We start from the raw sequence: 21,228 nt of genomic DNA, 5'->3' as shown, positions 1-21,228 counted from the left end.
CGAGTGACCTACGCTAAGGGAGCCGCCATCGAGGGCCAAGTCCTGCTTGGGGGCTTGTGGATAACTATTGGAACAAGAGTCCCTCCAGCATCGCCTGTACCACTAGTCACTCCAGTTTCCGAATGTTAGGGTAAAGCCCGTTAGGAGCTGGCCTTTGGTCCCATGCGCAGGCGCCCGCCCCGGAGCTTGTCAGCAAGCCACACCATGCGCCGCTGAACCGCGGCACAGGGCCGGAATTGGATATGACAAGAACCCCCATAGAGTCGGTCCATCGCATGCCGCTGGCAAGGACTGGAATCGCCCTTTGCCTGGCCCTCCTTGCAGGGACTTTTCCCGGCGGTCCTGCATGGGCGGAGGATTCCGGCCCCCGGCCAGCGCCAGCCCCCATCGCCGAACAGAAGTCGCCAGCGCCGAGTCCACTTCAACCATCGACGGACTCCGGGGCCGTCCCCGAGGACAGCGCCCCGACGGTGACCAACCAGCCGCAGGTGCCCACCGCCGTCGAGCCTTCACCTGCTGTCGCTCCGCAGCCGGCCGTCGGCCCCGCTGTGGACGATCCAGCTGCGCTGCCAAGCACCAAGGTGATGCCTGGCAATGCTCCGGATGCCGAGACCATGAAGGCAGCAATGCGCGCTGCGATTCCGGCGGGCGGGGCAGAAATGGGTCAGCGCTCACCCAGGGTCATAGCGGCAAAGCAAGGCAGCGGAAATTCAGGGCCTGCTGGCTCACGCACCGTGGGACAGGTGGTGCCGATGGACGCCGATCCAGGTCACTGGAGGCCAACCATCGGTATCCATGGACAGGACGTCAGCGCGCACCAGGGCAACGTGAACTGGCAAAGCCAATGGAACCAAGGATCCCGTTGGGCTTACGTAAAGGCCTCCGAGGGCAACTATTACCTGAACGAAAACTATGCACAGCAATATGACGGCTCCCGCAACGTCGGCATGGTTCGAGGCGCCTATCACTTTGCCATCCCCAACTGGTCTTCGGGTGCGGACCAAGCGAGATACTTCGTGGCAAATGGCGGCGGATGGACAGCTGACGGTTACACACTTCCTCCAGTCCTGGACATCGAATACAACCCCTACGCCGGACGTACCATCAACGGCTTCTACTTCGGCAACACCTGCTACAACATGTCGAAGGCACAACTTGGACAGTGGGCTGCCGATTTCGGCAACACGGTCAAAGCCCTGACGGGGCGCTTTCCGGTCATTTACAGCACCACGGATTGGTGGAATACGTGCGTAGGCAACTCCACGTTCGGGAGTTACCCGCTGTGGATCGCCTCATACTGGAACAACCCCACGAACTCTCCTGGATCCTTGCCCGCCAGCTGGGGCGACTACACCATGTGGCAGTACAGCAGCACCGGGCCGTTCGAAGGTGATTCGAACATCTTCAACGGCAGCTACGATCAGCTGCGGACCTTCGCCCGTGGTGCCTCAGCCCCTTCCAACCCATCCATCAAGTCCGGTGCCGACCTCCTGGCTACAAGCTCAACCGGCAGGCTCGATGCATTTCCAGCCGACGGAAGCGGCCGGATCACGGGTCCAGTGACCATCGGTTCGGGGTGGACCGGTGCAAAATCGCTGTACGTCGTCGATTGGAACCAGGACGGCGTCCAGGACATTCTTTCGCAGTGGTCCGACGGGACGCTGAAGGTCTTCCGCGGTGCTCCTGGCGGCAGCTTCTATGCTCCCATCCAAGTCGGTTCCGGCTGGCAGGAAATGTCCCTGACAGTCGGGTGGTGGAACTCCAAAGACGGCTATCCGGGCGTTATAGGACAGGACTATCTGGGCAATTTGTATCGGTACCCGAATACCGGGGGTGGAGCGCTGGGGGCCGGGGTCCTGATCGGGACCGGCTTCAGCGGGCACCAGTTGAACCAGATCGACTTCGACGGCGACGGTAGCCAGGACATTGTCACGCGCACCTCTGACGGCACCCTTCGCCTGTATCGTTCGAATGGCTTGGGTAGCTTCCTCAACGAAGCCGCCCAAGTGATCGGTTCCGGATGGAATGGCATGACGTCGGTAAGTTCAGCAATCGGCTTCAGCGGTGCCGGGTCCCAGGGACTCCATGCCCGCACCGCCAACGGTGACCTTTACTATTACCCAGCCGTCTCGGGTTCGTGGGCCGACCGCAGCCTCATCGGACTGGGCTGGGATGACGCGATCCGGATCAGCGACGCTCCCCTGGATGTTGAGACAACACTCGGCATCGACCAGGAAGATGTGGTCGCGGTGCGCGCCGATGCCAACCTCTACCGCTATCCCGGCACGGGTACCACTGCGCTACTGCCCGAGGATCTCATCGGAACAGGGTGGGCCGGCCTGAAAGCCGGGTTCGTCACGGATTGGAACGGAGACGGCGCCCTGGACATTGTGGCGCAGTGGTCCGACGGCCGGCTAAACGTGTACCCGGGCAGGACCGGCAGCGGCTTTGGGGCCCCCATCGCCCTCGGCAGCAATTGGAAGGACTGGACGCTAAGTGTTGGGACGTGGAAAAAGGCCGATGCACATCCCGGAATCGTAGGATACGACTCCACGGGTCGGCTGTACTACTTCAGCAACCCCATTGGAAAGACGGTGTCCACCGGTATCTCCATCGGAGTCGGTTGGACTGGCCTGGACATAGTTCAAATGGACTTTGACAAAGACTCCAATGCCGATCTCCTGGCAAAAAACGCAGCGGGCGATCTGAAACTGTACCGTTCCAACGGCACCGGCAACTTCATGCAGGAAGCAGCGCGCGTGGTCGGAACAGGTTGGAACGTCATCACAAGTTTCGGTGCAGTCCGTGGATTTGCCGGAGCAGGCTCCAGCGGTGTCATCGCCCGAACCACCGTAGGCGAGCTGCGGTACTACCCGGTGGGTTCAAACAGCTCGTGGGAAACACCAACTCGAATCGGCACAGGGTGGAATTCCCTGACGATTCTCTCACCAGCGGCAAAGTAGCAGGCACGCAGCCCACTTTCGAGGGCCCTTTCGTGGAAATCTTCCATGAACGGGGCCCTCGGTTGATTCCGGGCCCCTGCCAGATACGCGCAGGCGATAAATATCGCCTCGGAGCGGCCAAAATTGCTGAATCACATGGTCTAATGAAGGTGGTCTCACGTATTGGCTGTTCAGCGCATTCGGGGTACGGACTTTGTTTGGGGGCAAGCGAAGATCACCCATTGCGCACAATCAAGGAGTGATCTTTTATGGCGTTTAGAGTTGCAACTGCAAGCGCAGACATTACGCCGTCGCTAAGCACCAATCCGTATATGGCCGGATATGGCACCACCGATGGCGGACGGGAGGCCACCAGCAGTTCGCCGTTCGAGCCCCTCTATGCCCGGGCAATCCTCATCTGGGAAGACGCTCATCCCCACATCATCATCTCGTTGGATGTCCTGGCAGTGCCCCGGGCCATGCATCAACGGATCCGCGACAGGATCATTCAACTCGCGGATTGGTCCAGCAGCGACATCCTGATCCAAGCGACACATACACACAACGGTCCCGCGCTGATCGACACCTTGCATCCCTTCATGGCTTACGGACTGGCAGACCTCGGGTTGGTCCGCTCGTACAGTGATGACTTGGAAGACACAATCGTTGACCTTGCCCAGGAAGCACTGGACGCGAACGAGGAGGCCGTGACCTTCGACTACAAAGTCTCAACCCAGAATTTTTCCGCGAACAGGGTGGGGCTCCCTTACACAGAAACCGCGGTCCCCATTCTGGTAGCCAGGCGGGGCAACGGCACACCGGCGGCTGTGATCTTCAGCTACGGCTGCCACCCCATCAGCGCAGGTTTGCGCACGCTCTTTGATGGAGATTTCGCAGCCGGCGCCTGCAACTACATCGAGAACCGAAACCCGAACTGTTTCGCCATGTTTGTGCAGGGACCCGCCGGGGACCAGGATCCAGGAGGGGTCCGCAGCTGGGAACTCAGAGACCAGCATGGGGACGCCCTCGGCGCGACCGTAAATTCAAACATGCAGTCTGCCGGCAGGGCGCTCAGCGGCCCCATGGTGACGCGCTACCAGGAGGTCCAGCTTCCATTGGACATCACACCGACTGCGGGAAATCTGGCCGCCGTACGTGCCGCATACGTGGCCCGTTTGCCGAACCCCAATGGCCAGCCGCAGTGGTACCAGCGTCATGCCCAAGTCATGATCGGACGAATCGACAGCAATAGCTACAAAACCGCAGTGCCATCCCCCTTCCAAGTGTGGAAGTTCAACGGCAGCCCCCAGCTGAAGATCGCCATGATCGGTGGCGAACTCGTTAGTGGATATGCGGCCTATTTCCGGAATCGGAACGGTGGGACCAACGGAATCATCGTTGGCGGATATGCGAATGAGTCCTGCTGCTATATACCCAGTAATGAATTCTTTCCCCCTTCCATGCCACTTGGCAGCTATGAGGGCGGCTGGGAACCCGATTTCCCAGGAATTGCTGGTGGTTCAATGACCGTATATGGCCATCTGGCCCATTTCAAGGCGGGCACGAATGGCGTGGAGACCACACTTATCAATGCCATGAATTCATTACTTGCCTGAACAGACGGACTAAAGGCGCGGACCAATCGTGGTCCGCGCCTTTCCGTGTCTGCCCTCCTGGCAGCCGCCTACCTATCCGGACACTGCCGTCTTAAGCCACTTGGTGAGCACAGCCGCCTGCGGCGCCAGCGGAGCAAGCGTCAGGGCGCCTTTCACAACGGGAACCCCATAAGCGGCGAGCGAGGCTGCAAGCGTCCTGGGGTCCGTCCGGGTGCATGCCTTAATGATGCGCAAGCAGAGAGCAGAGGCGTCGCCGGGAACGGCACCCGCTGCAAGGGCGGCATTGACGGCGGCCGTCTCCTCCGGAGTCAGGACATGTGGTCCTTTTCCGACATAGTCAACTTGGCAGTCGGTGACGTGCATGTAGCGCGTGGATGCCCAGACCTCTTCAAGGCTCGAGAACTTGCCTATCAGGCTGCCATCAGCACCTGTGCACGTGAATTGATACCGTATCAAAGGTTCCGGGCGTTCCCGCGGGATTTTGTCGTCGTTCGCGACCACAGGCGCCATATCAAGTGCGGCTGGTTGGGAAGTATCTACATTGGTTCCTGAGCAACCGGCCAAGGCAATAGCTGCCACGCCGAGCTGAAGAACACTGCGCCTGCGCATGTCCACCGAGGGATCCCCACTTCATTCGGATGCTCCCCAGCTCCGCATGCATTGGTTATTCGCCCCAAGCCGTTTCCGGCTGCGTCTTAGTACATCTTCCCCCAAATTCCGCATTTGTCACTAGTAAAGTTTTGGCCGGCAGCAAGATCGACGCCTTCGCCCACCGCTGGAAGTCCTCCCTCGGCGGCAATTGCACCCCCTGCGCCGGCTATGGACCACCTGCAATCCGCTGCCGAAGGGCCTTGCTTGACGACTTGATATTTGCCAGGTTGCACCGAATCGCCCACCAAATGGCTGCCATCAGCCATCCTTGTGCCCTCGGCCCAGGCTGCGATGATTTTGCCCTGCGGAGCATCCGCGCAGCGTGAGGCCGCGGCAAGCAACGTCCCGTGTCCGGCTTCCTCAAATCCACCCGGACCGCTTTCATCACTGACCCGCGTGCAGAGCCGGAGGACGTCCAACAACACTGCCAGGCCTCCATCGTCGCCCGGTCCTTGTGGCGCCGCCGTCGAAATTGCTTCTGCTTCCCGGGGCGTTGGCTCGAACGGATCCGTTCCGGTGTAAGTGACTTCGCAGGAGCCCATCCGCGTGTAGTTGGTGGCAGCCCAGACCTCGGCGAGACTCGACAACTGGACTTCCGGCGAGGCGTCAAGGCTTGTGCATCGATAGGCGTAGCGGCCAGGTTCATCACCGTCGCCCAAGGGCTCGCCGTCACCCGTGGTGCCAGTACTGGGAACCGTCGACGGCGAGGGGCTGGGCTCCGCTGTGGCGCTGGTGGTTGCCGTGCCGGTTGTTGTCGACGAGGTACTCGTTCCCGGGGGTGGTTGTGGCGATGGCGTACAGGCGACCAACAGCATCACCAGCGGCACCACCATCGGAAACAGTCTGCGCATTGTGACCTCCACCTCAATCGTGCGGGGCTGGGATTGCCCGGTCAAGACATCGGGAAAGGCGAAAGGGGACCAAAAAAATGTCCCGCATCGAAAAGTACCTAGTGACAAATGTGAAAATTGGGGGAAGATGTACGTAGACGCAGCCGGAAACGGCGTGGGGCGAATAACCAATGCATGCGGAGCTGGGGAGCATCCGAATGAAGTGGGGATCCCTCGGTGGACACGCGCAATCGCAGTGTTCTTCAGCTTGGTTTGGCGTGTCTTGCCTTCGCCGGTCGCTCAAGAACATCTCATGGAAACTCCCATCCCTCCGCCATCAGCGGGACGGTTGGAGGACGGCATCGCCACAAAGTCACCGCACTGATCGCCTCGGCGAGCCTGGCTACAGCAGCGCTCACAGGTGTATTCACAGCGGGGGCTGCCAGCGCTGACCAAGCCCGCCAAACCGTCGCCGTTGGTCTCACGAAAGCCGCAGGTTCGGTGGTGGACCCGGCCGGAAGGATCTGGGTCTCAGATGCGCGTGCCGGATTCTGCCGCGTGACCGAAGCTGCGGGCGCCACCCCGGGCGGGCTCGAAACAGGCACCTGCCTTGGAGGCACGTTGGCTGGCCATAAGAGTGGACCGGCCCTGGCCGGAACTCCCGCAATGATTGATCCGTCGCCTGCCAATCACGGCTCGGGCGACGAAATCGCGTTCATTCCGGATGCCGCCGTCGGAAGTTCCGAGGTAGTCCGCGCGGTTTGGAAGCCCAGCACAGGCGTATTCGACTATGACAGCCAGTTGACCATTTTCGACGGCGACCTCCGTCCGAACGCGGTCAGTGACGGCCCCGATGGCAACATCTATTTGTCGTTCGGCAATGCCCGGTCGATTGTGAAGATCGTGGATCCGACGGCCCTCCATCCGAGCATCGAATCAATCGCTTCGGTTAACTCAAGCTCCTTGAGCCTTGCCGCCACGCACCGCAACAGTGCCGGCAACGTAGTGGTCTATGTCGCTGAAACCTCAGGATTGACCGTGTTCACCGCACCCGAGGACGGAGTGCTGACCAACTTCGTACCAGCACCGCTCTATAACGTCGGCAAGCCGACGGCCATCTACTACGACTGGCAGTCGCCCTTGGTGCTGTACACGGGAACCGGTGGCGGAACCACCACAGCCGACGCCGGCAAGGACACCGTCTCGCGTATCGACCTAAGCACCGATACCGTAACCAACCAATGGGCGCTCGGTTTCAGCAAGATCGGTGGACTGAACATGCGCGACGGCAAGCTCCTGCTCATGGAAGACCCAGGTCAGCTGGATCCTGCCAAGCCAACCCAGCAGGGCAGGTTGCTCAGCCTCGGTGGCGTCGTACCTTCGATTGTGAGCGGTCCGACGGCGGCTAACGGAACCCAGGCAGCAAACCCGGCGTTCACCAATGATTCCACTCCTACTTTCACTGTGGCCTCAACGCCTCCGGGCGGTGCCCTTGAATGCAGTCTCCAATTGAGTACCGCAACACCTGTCTGGCAAGTGTGCACGAGTGGAACGTTTACGCCTGCAACCGCCTTGACCAACGGCGCCTACACATTCTCCGTTCGTGCGGCACCAACAGGGCTGCCCGTATCCCGGGCATTCACGGTTGATCTGACTGCCCCAGCCGCCCCGGTGATCACCTCACCCGCTGCTGGAGCTACAGTCAACGGTTCGCCTGTCCTGGGCGTGACCTCGGAGGCGGACTCCGTCCTGTCCTGCTCGGTCGATTCCACCACCATTTTCACGGCCTGCAGTAACGGCTATGTCTTCAACCTCACAACCGCAGGACAGCACGTCCTACGGGTCCGGGCGACAGACATGGCAGGCAATATCAGCACCGTGGCATCGGTGACTGTTACCACCGACCTGACCGCACCGCAGGTATCCATCAGTTCTCCTGCAGAAGGCGCAACAGTGGGCATCTCGCCGTCGTTCGTCTTTGCCTCAACGTCCACTGACGTTGCCGGGTTCAGGTGCAAGCTGGGCGCCAACGCCTTCACAGCGTGCACATCGCCAAAGTCCTACGCCAACGTACCCAATGGTCCTGTCGCGTTCACGGTGGAAGCCATGGACAACGCAGGGAACACCTCCACCGCAACCAGGAATGTCACTGTCTTCGCTGCCGACACCACCCCACCTGTGGTCTCTGTCGATCCGGCCGGAGGAACGTACGGGGCAAACAAAACCATCAGCCTCACTGTGAACGAAGCAGCCACCATCTATGTGACCACCGATGGCACGACGCCGACAACGTCCAGTCCTGTCTACTCGGGACCGATCGCGTTGACGTCGTCGATGACGTTGAAGTACTTTGCACGCGACACCGCGGGCAACTCTTCAACGGTAGCGACCCAGACGTACGTCCTTGACAACACTGCACCGGTTCTGACGGTTGCACCCGTTGCCGGAGCCTACGCATCAGGGCAGCTTGTCACCATGACTTCCAGCGAACCTGGAAGCATCTTCTACACAACGGATGGCACCACGCCCGCTACTGCAGTGGCGGGAAGCACGAAAGCATACTCGAGTCCATTCGCACTCACGGCTAACACCACCGTAAAGGCCCTTGCTGTGGACGCGTATGGAAATGCTTCTGCAGTCACTACCAGCGTTTACACGGTCTTGGACACTACCCCACCGGTGGTCACCGTGACTCCACCTGCGGGCAGTTACCCGGTGAACCAGCAGATCACCCTCACGGTGAATGAAGCGGGTTCGAGCATCTACTTCACAACCAACGGGACCACTCCGACTGCCACAGCCGCCAACAAGTACTCCACAGCCATCACGCTGACGGCCGCGATGACCTTGAAGTACTTCGCGGTGGATCCGTCCAACAACAGTTCGGCGATCATCAGCCAGGCCTACATCGTGACGGCGCCACCGGCCAACACATGGAAGGACTACACCGGCGACGCAAAGAACGACGTCGTGGCACGCGACAATGGCGGCACGCTATGGCTTTACCCGGGTAACGGCAGCGGTGGTTGGTTGACGCAACGTTCGCTGGGAACTGGTTGGAACTTGCTGAACGCGATCGTTCCCACCAAGGACTTCAATGGTGATGGACGAAGCGACGTCCTGGCGCGTGATACCAATGGCGTCCTCTGGCTCTATCCCGGAAACGGGGCCGGCGGGCTCCAGCCCAGGGTGCAGGCCGGCACGGCTTGGTCGGGCATGACGCTCATCCTCGCGCCAGGGGACTTCAGCGGCGATGGCAAGGCCGATGTGTTGGCGCGGGATTCGGCTGGTGTCCTGTGGCTGTACCGCGGAAACGGCACTGGGGGCTTTGTATCAAGCGCCCAGATTGGCACTGGGTGGAACTCCATGACGGCCATCCTGAGTACCGGCGATTTCAACGGCGACGGCAAGACCGATGTCCTGGCCAGGGACACGTCGGGGATCCTATGGCTCTATCCAGGCAACGGTACCGGCGGTTGGCTGAGCAGGGTCCAAGTTGGAAGCGGCTGGAGCGGGATGACTGCAATCCTGGGCCCCGGCGACTTCAACGGAGACGGCAAGAACGATGTCCTTGCGCGCGACTCCGGTGGCAACCTCTTCCTGTACCCCGGTAACGGAACATCAGGATGGCTCTCCCGGAGCCAGGTCGGGTGGGGCTGGGGAGGGTTCACGTCGCTCCCCTAGCAGCAAGGACGTGACCCCGGCAGGAAAGAGAAGGGAGGGTCAGGACGCCAAGCGTCCTGACCCTCCCCTTCTTGTTACAGGAATTCCCTACGTACGTTCCTTCATGGGATGCATCGTGGGTCTGTTTGGACTTGCCTGTATGTCCAGTTGGAGGGATACCAACAGCATCTGGACTCCCAGCACAAAGGGCACAACAGCCAACATCACCGATCCCGCGGTAGGAGATCCTACGCTTGCGGCGAGAACCCAGATCCCTGCCACGAGACCCATGACAATAAGGGCGATGCCTGCGATCAGCAGAAGAGCCACCGCTGAGAAGGACCAGACCATGTACTTCCACCAAACACGGCGCCAGAAGCCGCCAAAGAGCATGGCCAGCAGCTCGGGGATCACCTTCCGGAGCTTGATGCTGGAAACCTCATTGCCGTAAACAGCAGGAATTGGGACATCCACAATCGGTACATCGAGGATGTTCAGGTGAATCAGGAGGTCGTTCTCAAAGCTGTAGCGTGCGGCCACCTTATTCATTGGCAGGCGACGAAGAACTTCCGTCCGGATCGCCGTGTAACCATTCTGGGGGTCGAAGATGTGCCAGTAACCCGAGGCCAGCTTTGTCATGAACGACAAAACGATGTTGCCAAAGATGCGGTAGCCAGGCATGCCGGCAAAAGACTCACCGGAAAAGAAGCGGTTGGCCTTGGCAAAACCGTAACCATCCACCACCGGATCGAGCAGCTGCGGCAGGTACTCCGGATCCATCTGGGCATCGCCGGCCATCACAACGTTGATGTCGGAGCCCAACTCCATTGCCGCTTTATGCGCCGTCAGAACGGCGCCACCCACGCCTTGGTTGACCTCATGCCGAATCAAGGTGACCCTGCCGTCATCCGCCCGAAGGGCAGCCCCGGAGGTGTCGTCGGGGCTGCAGTCATCAACAATGACAATGTCATCGACGAAATCAGGCATCGTTTCGATCACCTGTGCGATGTGGTTCTCTTCTTTATAGGCCGGTACTACCGCGGCAATTCGAACGCCTCGATACATCGATTATCCTTCGCTGCTGTTAGGTGTGAATTTCTGTGCTGGCGCGTCAGTGCCCGACGCGCCATCTGTCTGTCCGCTGGCGCTCTTCGGTTGCTTCTTTTGCGGGAAGATCCAGTGCTTGTAAATGAAGTAGTTCCATCCCATGGTCACAATCGTCGCAACCACTTTACCGGCAACATATCCGGCACCCAGGAACTGGAAGAGCTCCACGATTCCCATGACCGCCACAGTGTTGAAGGCCAGGAGTCCTGAGTACCGCAGCACTCCACCGAGAGCCGTTCCGCCTCCCCCGAAGGCAAAGTGGCGCTGCAGGAAGTAGTTGAAGAAGAAACTACCCAGAATCCTGCGCCCGTGGCCAACCAAAGCGGCCAACCAAAGACTTGGAAGCAGAGCGCCAGCAGACCGAGATCCACAATGAAACTCAGACCGCCCACCACGAGGAATCTGAACAAACTGGACGAGAGGAACTTTTTGATGAATGCCTTCATTGGTTAGCAGATCCTTCCAAGCGGGGCGATGCCATCGGGTTTCCGGTTCTCGAGGATTCCCGGGACTCCGTCAAGCTGCACTCGGTCCTTGGCAGCGGCGTCGAAGGCTTGTTTGCCACCTGGCAGCTGGGACCAATCGATCCGGTACAAGGCTGCGTTTCCATCACGCACAACAAGCTTCAAGTAAGGGATGGAATCAGGATGGGTCAACCCCGACTTGGGCTCATCCCAGGCCCGGATCCGACCGTCAGCTATGTACACCCATTCGATACCAAGCTCCGATGCGGCCGCCCGTGCGTCGGGATCAGTCGCCAACTCAGGGAGCTTTTGAAGGACAAGCAGCTGGCGGTTGGTAGGAAGTATTTCGAAGTGCCGGATCATCGGCATTCGGTTCCCGAGTGCGTACATCCATACGGAACCATCACAGGAGTCATTCAGCACGGTGGCGTCCTGGGGAACATACTGGTCAATTTTGCTCAGCAGATCCACTTCGGATGAGCTGAGGGTGGGGCCATCAATCTTTGTATTGATGTTGATGCGCTGGGCATTTTGCTTGAAATATGGGATCGCGCCGACCCCGCATACCAACAAAACCGCGACGGCGGCCGCTGCCGTGACGACGTGGTTCGGCCTGCGCCCATTCGTGCCGCCGGACTCGTGGGATTCTGCCCGACGATTGCGGAACCGCCGGACGACCCATTCGATTGCCTCTCCGGACTGGGCAACGCCCAAGCCCGCAAGCGGCACGAGGAGCATGACAAGGACGCCGAAAATGCGCCATTGATCGTCGTAGAAAGGTGCTGTCAGGTTCAGGAAACGGGGGCTCTCGCTGCCCATGGTGTAAACAGACAGAAACGCAAAAGCCAGGACCGGGCCAAAGTACCACCACATGCGGATCCTGAAGGCAACAGCGAGGCAGCCAAGGGCAACAAGGGTTGTCAGGATCGGCATGGCCATGGAGCCATGGTTCAGGAGAACAATGTTCTGGATGGCACCGTTGCGATCAGTATCCGGTGCCCACATCATCTTGGAGACGCGCTCAGATTCCTTGAGCATCTGGGTAATGATCGGCAGGCCGATGATCGCCGCGAGAACCCCTGACACCGCCAGGTAAACAGTAATGCCCAGGATCCTGCCCTTGCGCCGTATCAGCGCGGAGAGCAGCCAGAAGAAAAGAACCGGCAGTACTACGAATGCCAGGGAGGGGTGCACGGCAATAAGGCCCACTGCTCCGAAGGCAATGCCCAGAACCCAGAACTTTTGCCGCTCCAAGGCACCTTTGACTGCCAGGAAGACGAATGGACCCACCAACAGCATGCCAGCGAAAAATGGAATCAGCGGGCCACGCCACAGTAAGTCATAGGGGTAGACCGTGAACCATCCCGAGACTGCAGCCGCGGCGGCGACGGCAACCGGGCGGCGTGTGAGGATCATGGTCAAGGCCATGGCGCTCAGGGGCAACTGAACGGCCATCATCACCAGGACGAAAACATTCAGGAACACCGGGATGCTGACAGCACTCATCGGCCAGAACAGCGCGAGCACTGCGTGGAACGCAATCGGGTAGCTCCTGATGGGCGCATCAGAAATAGTGGTGTCGTAGTAGGCGAAGTTGCCCGCTATGGCCGGATCCCATTCATGATTCACCGAGATAAGCCGGATCATGTTTGCATGCCAAGGAATGTCCCAGTCCTGGTTTATCCCCAGGAGGCCCTCAGTGCCGACAAACCATGACACGGCGGCGACGGCTCCGCCTGCAAGAAGGCCTACGAGCAGGATCCACCAGGAGCCGGCAAATCGATGCTTACCGAAAATGCTTGGCTGTGTTCGGAGGGGAGTCTGGAACTTGTCAGGGAATCTACGCCTCAACAGGAGGCGTAGAGCCAGCAGGACAGCAGCCAACACCAGCAAAACGGCGGATACAGGAAGCAGCTGCCAGCTCAACCCCAAGGAATTGCCCATCACACCGATGACCGTCAGGGCACCCATGCCCAACAATGGTGCCACGACGGGCAGGAGGGTTCGCCGCACTCCCAGTGCTTCTCCGAGAAGCCAGCCTGGACCCCACCACAACACAACGATCAGGAGTACACACAACAGCAGCGGGCCGATACCCATTCCTACGATCGCCTTTCTTAGATGCTTCCACTAGCCATCCCTTGACAGACGACTCTTGCTATTGGATGCCGGACTTAGTTGCGTTCCCGCAGCCAGGCGACAGCCTGGTCAGCCGGACCTTCGAATTGGACAGTGCCGGAGGATAAGACGACTCCCCTGTCGCAGATCCGCGAAATCATGTCCAGGTCATGGCTGACAACCACGAGGGTCCTGCCTTCGTCGGACAGCTGCTTAATCTTGGCCAGGCACTTCCGCTGGAAAGGTTCATCGCCAACAGCCAGGATCTCGTCCACAAGGAAGATATCCGGCTGCGTATGAACTGCCACCGCAAAAGCAAGGCGCAGGAACATTCCGGAAGAATAGAACTTCACTTCCGTGTCGATGAACTGCTCGATTTCCGAGAAAGCGACGATCTCGTCGAATTTCTCGGTGATCTCCTGCTCTGTCATTCCAAGGATCGCGGCGTTAAGGAAGACGTTCTCACGGCCGGACAAATCCGGGTGAAACCCGGCCCCAACCTCAATCAGGCCGGCAACGCGGCCTTTGGTCCGCACAGTGCCCTGATCCGGCAGGATGACACCGGAAATCAACTTAAGCAACGTGGACTTACCGGAGCCATTGAAACCCAGAAGGGCCACGGTCTCCCCATCCTGTATCTCGAAGCTGACATCGTGCAGGGCATCGAACTTCTTGGTGAGGTCACCCTTGCGTCCCTTGACGAGCCACACAAGCGTCTCCTTAAGGGAGTGCGAGTGACGCAAATTGAAGGTCTTCTTCAAGCCCTTGACTATGACGGCGGCGCCCACTCAGACCTCCTGCGCAAAATGGCCTTCGAGCCGGCGGAACACCAGCTGGCCGATGATAAGGAAAACTGCGGCCATCCCCAGTCCAGCCAACCCCGTCAACATCAGGTGAGGGGGCAGTTCGACAGGCTTGGTGACCGTCGGGTACCAGAACGCCCAGTGGAACAATTCCACCGCCACGGTCACGGGGTTGAGCTGGTAGATCGTCAAGACCCAGTCCGGGGCAAGACGACGGATCATGGTCCAGTCATAGAGGACGGGTGAAGTCCAGGTGACGATCATCATCAACATGTCCACGATGTTCTCTGCATCGCGGAAAAACACGTTGATGGCACCTGCCAGGAGGCCCAGGCCAGTGGCGGTTACGGCCACAATGACGAAGCCCAGCGCTGCACCCACCAGCTGCATCACATCTGGTCGCCACCCGTTGAAAAGGGCAGCAGCCAGCAAGACGACCAGTTGGGGAAGGAAATGCACGGCAGCGACCCAGACCGACGCCACGGGAAAAAGTTCCCGAGGCAGGTAGATCTTCTTCACCAACGCGGCATTCCACACGATGGAGCGCGTAGCGTTCGAAAACGCTTCCGTGAAGAAATTGACCACAATGACGCCGGAGAACATGTACAGGGCGTAGTTGGGAATCTGGTCCCCCACGCGAAGGACGATGCCCAGGGCAAAGAACAGGACCAAGTACTGGACCAACGGCTTCACATATGACCACGCCAGGCCCAGCACAGAACCCCGGTAGCGGACCCTGAGTTCCTTGCGGACGATCAGTTTGAGGAGGTACCGGCGCCGGAACACATCCAGCAGACCGGCACCTACCCCTGGAACAGCATAAATATCAGTGGAGTTGGCCATCGCTACTTTTTGGGCTCCGAGGCATCGAACGTCTCTCGCCAGGACTCCATCGATGTGATCTGAGGCAGCGCCGCACGGTACTGGGCCCGGAGCGTCTCCCAATTCGAGAAAAGCTGCGCGTGCAGCTGGGTCGTTTCAACCAGAAGCCGGCGTGCCAACTTGGGATCGCGCTGGTACCACGACGCTCCTGTGCCATCGGCATTGGAGACAACGGCACTGTCCAGATGCGCCAAGCTCCACCATTTGCCGTCCTGATGTGCAACATGGGCCTCAGGGTTGGTCTTGGCAGAATCGCGAACCGGAGCAAGGGTCTGCTTCAGGACAGTCTTAACCGCCCAAGGCAGCAGGCCAAGAGCACCCGGCTGCTTATAGCTCTGGGGCTTCTTCGGCGGACGTTTGCGGAAGGACTCAGGGAAGGCACCGGGATCGGTCTTGATCTGGGAGTCAACAAATTCCTCGCGCATGGCACGGAGCTTGGGCATTGTGGTGGGCAGCTGCTCGTGGAGCTTACCTGGCCCCTCCAAGACGTCCCGGAGAGCCATCACACGAGCTTGCTCTGGGTAGTACTGCATCGATACCAAGTGCTTAATGTCCGTGTTCAGGCTTTCACGGAAAATCCGGCCACCCTTGGGGAACGGCGAATGCAGAAGAGTCGCGATGAGCCTGTTGCGTTCGTGATAGTAAGCCTGCCAGTCCACAGAGTCATCTTTATCAGCCCATGAGACATGCCACACCGCTGCACCCGGCAGGGTAACGGTCGGGAAACCTGCCGCGCGGGCACGCAAGGAGTACTCGGCGTCGTCCCACTTGATGAACACGGGAAGGGAGAGTCCGATGTTTTCCACGACGGTCTTGGGGATGAGGCACATCCACCAACCGTTGTAGTCAGCATCCCAGCGGCGGTGCAGCAGTGGCGTTGAGCGAAGGCCTTCTGCGGAGAAGTCGTGATTTCCCAGGCCCTCCACGGGTCCCCAGAGGAAACGGTAAAAATTCACTACTTCGGCGTAGGCGTGCAAAACGGACTTGTTATACATGTCGAACATGTGTCCGCCGACGATGGTGGGCTTACGGCATAGGTCGGCAAATGCGACCGCCCTCAGCACACCTTCGGTTTCAAGTTCAATGTCGTCGTCGAGAAGCATAACGTAGTCGCTCTTGTCAGAGACGAGCATCTCGTACATGTTGCGGGCGAACCCACCCGAACCACCAAGGTTGCCCTGGTTGATGATGCGCAGCTGCTCGCCCATGGATGCGGCGACGGCGTCGAACCCGTCTTCGTCGGCCACCTTCTTGTTGCCTTGGTCCACGATGATCAGTTCCGCGAGGATTTCACGGAGACCGGAGTCGGCATCGATTGACTTGATGGTTTCAAGGCAGTAGTCGGCACGGTTGAACGTTGTAACACCCAGCGTGACTTTCCCCTGGGGCCTGCCTTCATCAGGAACAGCCCAGTGGGCGCTCTTAAGCGTCATTCCATCGCCGCCGGCAATGAGGTCGAACCAGTACCAACCGCCATCGCCAAAGGGAGCGAGCGTAAGTTCGAACTCGTTCGACGCAGTTCCCTCAACGAGGATCGAGTCCACGCGCTGCGATGCGCCGCGCGCATTCGACCGGTAAACGATGACCGTTCCTTCGCCCTCGGTCTCGATGTGGAGAACCGTCTTTGTGGCGATGGTCCATTTGCGCCAGTAACTGGCCGGGAAGGCATTGAAGTAGGAGCCAAAGGAAAGACGCTCGCCCCGGCGCACCTGCACCGACCCGCGGTCCAGGATGTCCTCCGGGTGGAGTTTGCGGGCCATGCCCACTGCCTGAACAACTGCTGTGCCGTTGTCGTCCTGCTTGCGGACCTTATTGGTGTCCGGATCGACATAGAGCGGCAGGGTATCGAGGTCGCGGTTGGCCGGGAAAACCACACGCTGGACTATTCGAAGGTTCTGCTCAGTCGACGCCGGGCTGTCTGCGGCTGTTGTGGCCGTCATGGCAGTCTCCTGGCTTTCGTTTGTTGTGGCGGTCATGCGTCCACTCCACCACTTTCCAGCTTGGCGCCGCCCGTGAAGTGCGGCTTGATCTTGTTGTCGAACATGGACAGGGCCGAACCGATGGCCATGTGCATGTCCAAGTACTTGTACGTTCCAAGACGCCCGCCAAACAGTACAGACTTCTCGCCACGTGCAAGATCACGGTATGCGAGCAGTTTGCTGCGGTCTTCTGATGTGTTGACGGGGTAGTAAGGCTCGTCCCCCTTCTCCGCAAAACGCGAGAATTCGCGCATGATGACCGTCGCGTCCTTCGTGTAGTCGCGCTCAGGGTGGAAGTGGCGGAACTCGTGGATGCGAGTGAAAGCAGTCTCCGGGTCCGGGTAGTTCATCACCGAGCACCCCTGGAAATCCTCAATCGGCAGCACTTCTTCTTCGAGGTCGATCGTGCGCCAGGAGAGATCACCCTCGGCGTAGTCGAAGTAGCGGTCTACGGGGCCTGTGTAGATCACCGGAACCTGGCCAAGGACCGAGGACCGGCCGAATTCGCCATCGTCAAAGAAATCCGTGTTGAGGATAACTTCGATGTTGGGGTTGTCCGCCATGCGCTCGATCCACGCCGTGTAGCCGTCGACCGGAAGCCCTTCATGGGAGTCATTGAAGTAGCGGTTGTCGTAGTTGTAACGCACGGGGAGCCTGGAGATGATCTCCGCGGGAAGGTCCTTCGGATCCGTCTGCCACTGCTTGCCGGTGTAGTGCTTGATGAACGCCTCGTACAGGGGCCGCCCGATCAGCTGTATTCCCTTGTCATTCAGGTTCTGGGGATCAGTGCCGGCAAGCTCGCCCGCTTGCTCCGCAATGAGCTGACGAGCTTCGGTGGGGCTCATTGCTGCACGGAAGAACTGGTTGATGGTGCCGAGGTTGATCGGCATGGGGTACACCTCGCCCTTGTGGCTGGTGTAAACCTTGTGCTGGTAGCTCGTGAACTTGGTGAACCTGTTCACGTACTCCCAGACACGTTCATTCGAAGTATGGAAGAGATGCGCTCCGTAGCGGTGCACCTCGATTCCCGTCTTCTCTTCATTCTCGCTGTAGGCGTTTCCTCCAATATGGTGGCGGCGATCAAGAACCGCGACCTTTAGCCCCAACTCGGTAGCGGCGCGTTCTGCAATGGTCAGGCCAAAGAAACCCGAGCCGACGACGACGAGATCAGCGTTCACAAACTCTCCTGTGTATTGGCGTGCGGGCACAGAAGTGCCCACGTCTACTGGTCAAGGCTACCCGACTTGGCGTGCGTTCCCCGTATCCGGGCCCTTGGCCGAGCAGGGGCGGCTGGGGTCCACAAACACCAGAGGGAGGCTGGCACGTGGCCAGCCTCCCCCAAAGGCGATGCTTGATTTGGAGTCTCAGAGGCTGATGACAGAGCCCGATTTGGCGGAGTCCAGCACTGCCTCAGCGACCCGCAGGGTCTCAAGGCCTTCCGCCATCGTCACGATGTTCATCGACTTTCCGAGGATTGCGTCACGGAACGCCTCATGCTCCATCTTCAACGGCTCCCGCTTGGCAAGGGCAAAGCGGGTCGAGGATCCCTCAGATACGCCCCGGAAGGCCGCAACGGAATCCCAGTCCGTCTGGAACGTTCCGTTTTCCACGAAGGTCAGGTCTGCAGAAATGGTGTCGGCGATGAATGCCCCACGTTCGCCCAGAACGACCGTTGTACGTTCCTTCATGGGTGACAACCAATTCACGATGTGGTTGGTTACGACACCGCTCTTGAGGTGGCCAATGGCTGTAACCATGTCTTCATGTTCGCGGCCACTGCGGGAGGTCGTGTGCGCTACGACGTTCACGAAGTTGCTCTGCGCCAGCCATGCGGTGAGGTCGATATCGTGCGTCGCAAGATCCTTGACCACCCCGACGTCGGCGATGCGCGCCGGGAAGGGTCCCTGCCGTCTTGTGCTGATCTGGTAAACGTCACCAAGGTCACCATTCCCGAGTCGCTCGCGAAGGCTTTGCAGGGAAGGGTTAAAGCGCTCGATGTGACCGACCGCGCCGATGAGGCCATTGGCTTCGAAGGCCTTGGCAATGCGTCCGCCCGACTCGGAATCGTTCGCGATCGGCTTCTCGACGAGGCAGTGGATACCAGCCTCAGCAAGCCGCAACGCCACTTCCTCATGCAGGATGGTCGGCACGGCAGCCACTGCCATGTCGATTCCCTGCTCAATCAGTTCCTCAACTGTGTTGTAGACAGTCAGGCCATCAGCAACATTGTGTGGATCGCCGAACGAATCCGCGACAGCCACCAGGTCAACGCCGTCAAGCTCGCGGATTACGCGGGCATGATGGCGGCCCATCATACCCAGTCCGATGAGGCCTGCGCGGAGGTTTGCCACTAGCTTCCTGCCTTTGCGATGGCGTTGACGGCCGTCACGATACGGTCCAGATCATCCTGGCTCAACGATGGGTGCACCGGGAGGGACAGCACGCTGGCTGCAGATTCCTCAGTTACAGGCAGCTCATCCGATGTCTGGAAGGGCGCAAGGCGGTGGTTCGGGATGGGGTAGTACACGCCACAGCCGACGTTGTACTCCTCACGCAATGCCTTAGCGAAACCATCGCGGTCATCGGTAATGCGGATGGTGTACTGGTGGTAGACGTGCTCATACCCCTCGGCTACCTTCGGGGTGATGACGCCTTCGATGTTTGCGTCAAAGAAGGCTGCGTTTTCCTGCCGGGTCTTGGTCCAGCCTTCGACCTTTGTCAGCTGGACGCGGCCGATGGCTGCATGGATGTTGGTCATGCGGGCGTTAAAGCCAACCAGCTCATTCTCGTACTGGCGCTCCATGCCCTGGTTGCGCAAGAGACGGAGGCGACGTTCGACGTCGGCCAGGCCTGTGCTGACCATCCCACCCTCGCCGGAGGTCATGTTCTTCGTGGGGTAAAGGCTGAACATGGCGAAGTCGCCGAAGGTTCCGACCTTGCGGCCGTTGACAGCGGCACCATGAGCCTGGGCCGCATCCTCGAACACCTTGACCCCGTGCTTCGCAGCGAGCGCGCCAATGGCATCGACGTCGAAGGGGTGCCCATAAAGGTGGACCGGCATGATCGCCGCCGTGCGGTCGGTAATCTTCGACTCAACAGAGGCAGGATCCAGCGTGTAGTAATCCGGGTCAACATCGGCAAAGACTGGCGTGGCTCCGGTCAGCGCGACCGAGTTGGCCGTTGCTGCGAAGGTGAAGGAAGGAACAATGACTTCGTCGCCGGCGCCTATGCCGGCGGCCAGAAGGCCAAGGTGCAGCCCTGAGGTGCCAGAGTTGACGGCGACAGCTGCGCGGCCGTCCAGAAGTACTTGGGAAAATTCCTGCTCGAAGGACGCAACCTCCGAGCCTTGGGCAAGCTGGCCGGAGGCCAGAACTGCCTCTACGGCCTTGCGCTCGTCGTCGCCAATGATGGGTTTGGCGGGGGGAATGAATTCGGGGCTCATGCCTCTACCTCTCGAAGTGTCTCGTTCTGTTCAACATATATGGCGCCGGTTTCCGGGCATACCCAGTTCCCGCCAATGTTCTGCAGCGGGAAGCCCGCCTTACCGACCCAGCCCCGCCGTTTGGCCGGAACCCCGACCATCAGCGCGAAATCAGGGACATCTTTGGCAACAACCGCTCCGGCGGCTACGGTGGCCCAGCGTCCGATGGTCACGGGAGCGACGCACACGGCGCGGGCACCAATGGACGCTCCTTCACGAATAGTGACGCCCACAGGCTCCCAGTCGTGCGCACTCTTCAGACTTCCGTCCGGACCTACAGCACGGGGATAGGTATCATTCGTCAGCACTACTGCCGGACCGATAAACACGCCGGCCTCCAGTTCTGCGGGCTCGTAGACAAGTGCATAGTTCTGGACTTTGCAGTTGTCCCCCATCTTGACGCCGGTGCCGATGTAGGCACCGCGTCCGACGATGCAATTGACGCCCAATTCGGCTTTCTCGCGGACCTGGGCCAGATGCCAGATCTTGGATCCATCACCAATTACCGCCTCGTCTGAAACATCGGCGCTCTCTGCAACCACTATCACCGGTGAAGGTCCCTTCTCATTGAGCACACGCGACAACGAGTTTCATCTTAGCCGAGACGCCATGTCCTCGCGTCAAGCCAGCGTCTTCAGCTGGTATCGCCAACAGTTGTCCACATAGCCCGGGAAAGGGGCAGCAATCTGCCC

General features: G+C 59.6%; 15 protein-coding genes. 3 read left to right on the top strand and 12 right to left on the bottom strand.

Annotated features, from left to right (window positions below; translation table 11 throughout):
* The first annotated feature begins 242 nt into the window (after positions 1–242).
* Both ACTAQJ_RS00765 and ACTAQJ_RS00760 read left to right on the top strand, forming a co-directional pair.
* Positions 243–2,963, top strand: coding sequence for a GH25 family lysozyme (locus tag ACTAQJ_RS00765; protein WP_498700044.1), 2,721 nt, complete (start codon positions 243–245; stop codon positions 2,961–2,963).
* A 248-nt stretch (positions 2,964–3,211) separates the two neighbouring features.
* Entirely contained in the window at positions 3,212–4,558 is a 1,347-nt protein-coding gene (locus tag ACTAQJ_RS00760) for a hypothetical protein (RefSeq protein WP_477515036.1), read from the top strand.
* Between the two features lie 72 nt (positions 4,559–4,630).
* Here ACTAQJ_RS00760 and ACTAQJ_RS00755 read toward each other — a convergent pair whose 3' ends face one another.
* Positions 4,631–5,167, bottom strand: a complete 537-nt coding sequence (locus ACTAQJ_RS00755; RefSeq protein WP_498700041.1) for a hypothetical protein — start codon at positions 5,165–5,167, stop codon at positions 4,631–4,633.
* Positions 5,168–5,253: 86 nt separating this feature from the next.
* Positions 5,254–6,060 (bottom strand): Rv1352/Rv1906c domain-containing protein, encoded by an 807-nt coding sequence (locus ACTAQJ_RS00750; RefSeq protein ID WP_498700040.1) that lies wholly within the window; start codon positions 6,058–6,060, stop codon positions 5,254–5,256.
* A 216-nt stretch (positions 6,061–6,276) separates the two neighbouring features.
* Here ACTAQJ_RS00750 and ACTAQJ_RS00745 point away from each other — a divergent pair, with 216 nt between their 5' ends.
* The gene (locus tag ACTAQJ_RS00745) at positions 6,277–9,723 is read left to right on the top strand and encodes a chitobiase/beta-hexosaminidase C-terminal domain-containing protein (protein WP_498700038.1); all 3,447 of its coding nucleotides are present in this window, start codon (positions 6,277–6,279) and stop codon (positions 9,721–9,723) included.
* Between the two features lie 87 nt (positions 9,724–9,810).
* On the opposite strand, the gene ACTAQJ_RS00740 is transcribed toward ACTAQJ_RS00745, so the two are convergent.
* The 10 genes from ACTAQJ_RS00740 to ACTAQJ_RS00695 form a co-directional block, all read right to left on the bottom strand.
* On the bottom strand, positions 9,811–10,767 hold the full coding sequence (locus ACTAQJ_RS00740) for a glycosyltransferase family 2 protein (protein ID WP_216924011.1): 957 nt from the start codon (positions 10,765–10,767) through the stop codon (positions 9,811–9,813).
* A 3-nt stretch (positions 10,768–10,770) separates the two neighbouring features.
* Positions 10,771–11,139, bottom strand: coding sequence for a GtrA family protein (locus tag ACTAQJ_RS00735; protein ID WP_498700036.1), 369 nt, complete (start codon positions 11,137–11,139; stop codon positions 10,771–10,773).
* A 119-nt stretch (positions 11,140–11,258) separates the two neighbouring features.
* Positions 11,259–13,373: a DUF6541 family protein gene (locus tag ACTAQJ_RS00730; RefSeq protein ID WP_498700035.1), complete on the bottom strand. Its 2,115-nt coding sequence runs from the start codon at positions 13,371–13,373 to the stop codon at positions 11,259–11,261.
* Positions 13,374–13,447: 74 nt separating this feature from the next.
* The gene (locus ACTAQJ_RS00725) at positions 13,448–14,179 is read right to left on the bottom strand and encodes an ABC transporter ATP-binding protein (RefSeq protein ID WP_498700033.1); all 732 of its coding nucleotides are present in this window, start codon (positions 14,177–14,179) and stop codon (positions 13,448–13,450) included.
* Complete coding sequence (locus ACTAQJ_RS00720) at positions 14,180–15,037, bottom strand: ABC transporter permease (RefSeq protein ID WP_224088060.1); 858 nt, start codon at positions 15,035–15,037, stop codon at positions 14,180–14,182. It abuts the gene before it with no gap.
* Positions 15,038–15,039: 2 nt separating this feature from the next.
* Entirely contained in the window at positions 15,040–17,052 is a 2,013-nt protein-coding gene (locus ACTAQJ_RS00715) for a glycosyltransferase (protein WP_477515031.1), read from the bottom strand.
* Positions 17,049–18,233, bottom strand: coding sequence for a UDP-galactopyranose mutase (glf, locus tag ACTAQJ_RS00710; RefSeq protein WP_431115700.1), 1,185 nt, complete (start codon positions 18,231–18,233; stop codon positions 17,049–17,051). Before glf ends, ACTAQJ_RS00715 begins: the two co-directional genes overlap by 4 nt.
* Before the next feature lie 186 nt (positions 18,234–18,419).
* Positions 18,420–19,406, bottom strand: coding sequence for a Gfo/Idh/MocA family oxidoreductase (locus tag ACTAQJ_RS00705; protein WP_477515030.1), 987 nt, complete (start codon positions 19,404–19,406; stop codon positions 18,420–18,422).
* Positions 19,406–20,497, bottom strand: coding sequence for a DegT/DnrJ/EryC1/StrS family aminotransferase (locus ACTAQJ_RS00700; RefSeq protein WP_477515029.1), 1,092 nt, complete (start codon positions 20,495–20,497; stop codon positions 19,406–19,408). The genes ACTAQJ_RS00705 and ACTAQJ_RS00700 overlap by 1 nt, the downstream gene beginning before the upstream one ends.
* Positions 20,494–21,111: an acyltransferase gene (locus ACTAQJ_RS00695; protein WP_477515028.1), complete on the bottom strand. Its 618-nt coding sequence runs from the start codon at positions 21,109–21,111 to the stop codon at positions 20,494–20,496. The genes ACTAQJ_RS00700 and ACTAQJ_RS00695 overlap by 4 nt, the downstream gene beginning before the upstream one ends.
* Between the last annotated feature and the right edge of the window lie 117 nt (positions 21,112–21,228).

Source organism: Arthrobacter sp. alpha11c, from assembly GCF_054149985.1.
Note: the sequence above shows the minus strand (reverse complement) of the source record. Positions and strands in the feature narration are given on the sequence as shown.

Excerpts from the sequence above, each read along its gene's own strand:
- ACTAQJ_RS00765 (WP_498700044.1), top strand. The coding sequence starts at position 243 with ATGACAAGAACCCCCATAGAGTCGGTCCATCGCATGCCGCTGGCAAGG.
- ACTAQJ_RS00760 (WP_477515036.1), top strand. The coding sequence starts at position 3,212 with ATGGCGTTTAGAGTTGCAACTGCAAGCGCAGACATTACGCCGTCGCTA.
- ACTAQJ_RS00755 (WP_498700041.1), bottom strand. The coding sequence starts at position 5,167 with ATGCGCAGGCGCAGTGTTCTTCAGCTCGGCGTGGCAGCTATTGCCTTG.
- ACTAQJ_RS00750 (WP_498700040.1), bottom strand. The coding sequence starts at position 6,060 with ATGCGCAGACTGTTTCCGATGGTGGTGCCGCTGGTGATGCTGTTGGTC.
- ACTAQJ_RS00740 (WP_216924011.1), bottom strand. The coding sequence starts at position 10,767 with ATGTATCGAGGCGTTCGAATTGCCGCGGTAGTACCGGCCTATAAAGAA.
- ACTAQJ_RS00730 (WP_498700035.1), bottom strand. The coding sequence starts at position 13,373 with ATGGGTATCGGCCCGCTGCTGTTGTGTGTACTCCTGATCGTTGTGTTG.
- ACTAQJ_RS00720 (WP_224088060.1), bottom strand. The coding sequence starts at position 15,037 with ATGGCCAACTCCACTGATATTTATGCTGTTCCAGGGGTAGGTGCCGGT.
- ACTAQJ_RS00715 (WP_477515031.1), bottom strand. The coding sequence starts at position 17,052 with ATGACCGCCACAACAAACGAAAGCCAGGAGACTGCCATGACGGCCACA.
- ACTAQJ_RS00700 (WP_477515029.1), bottom strand. The coding sequence starts at position 20,497 with ATGAGCCCCGAATTCATTCCCCCCGCCAAACCCATCATTGGCGACGAC.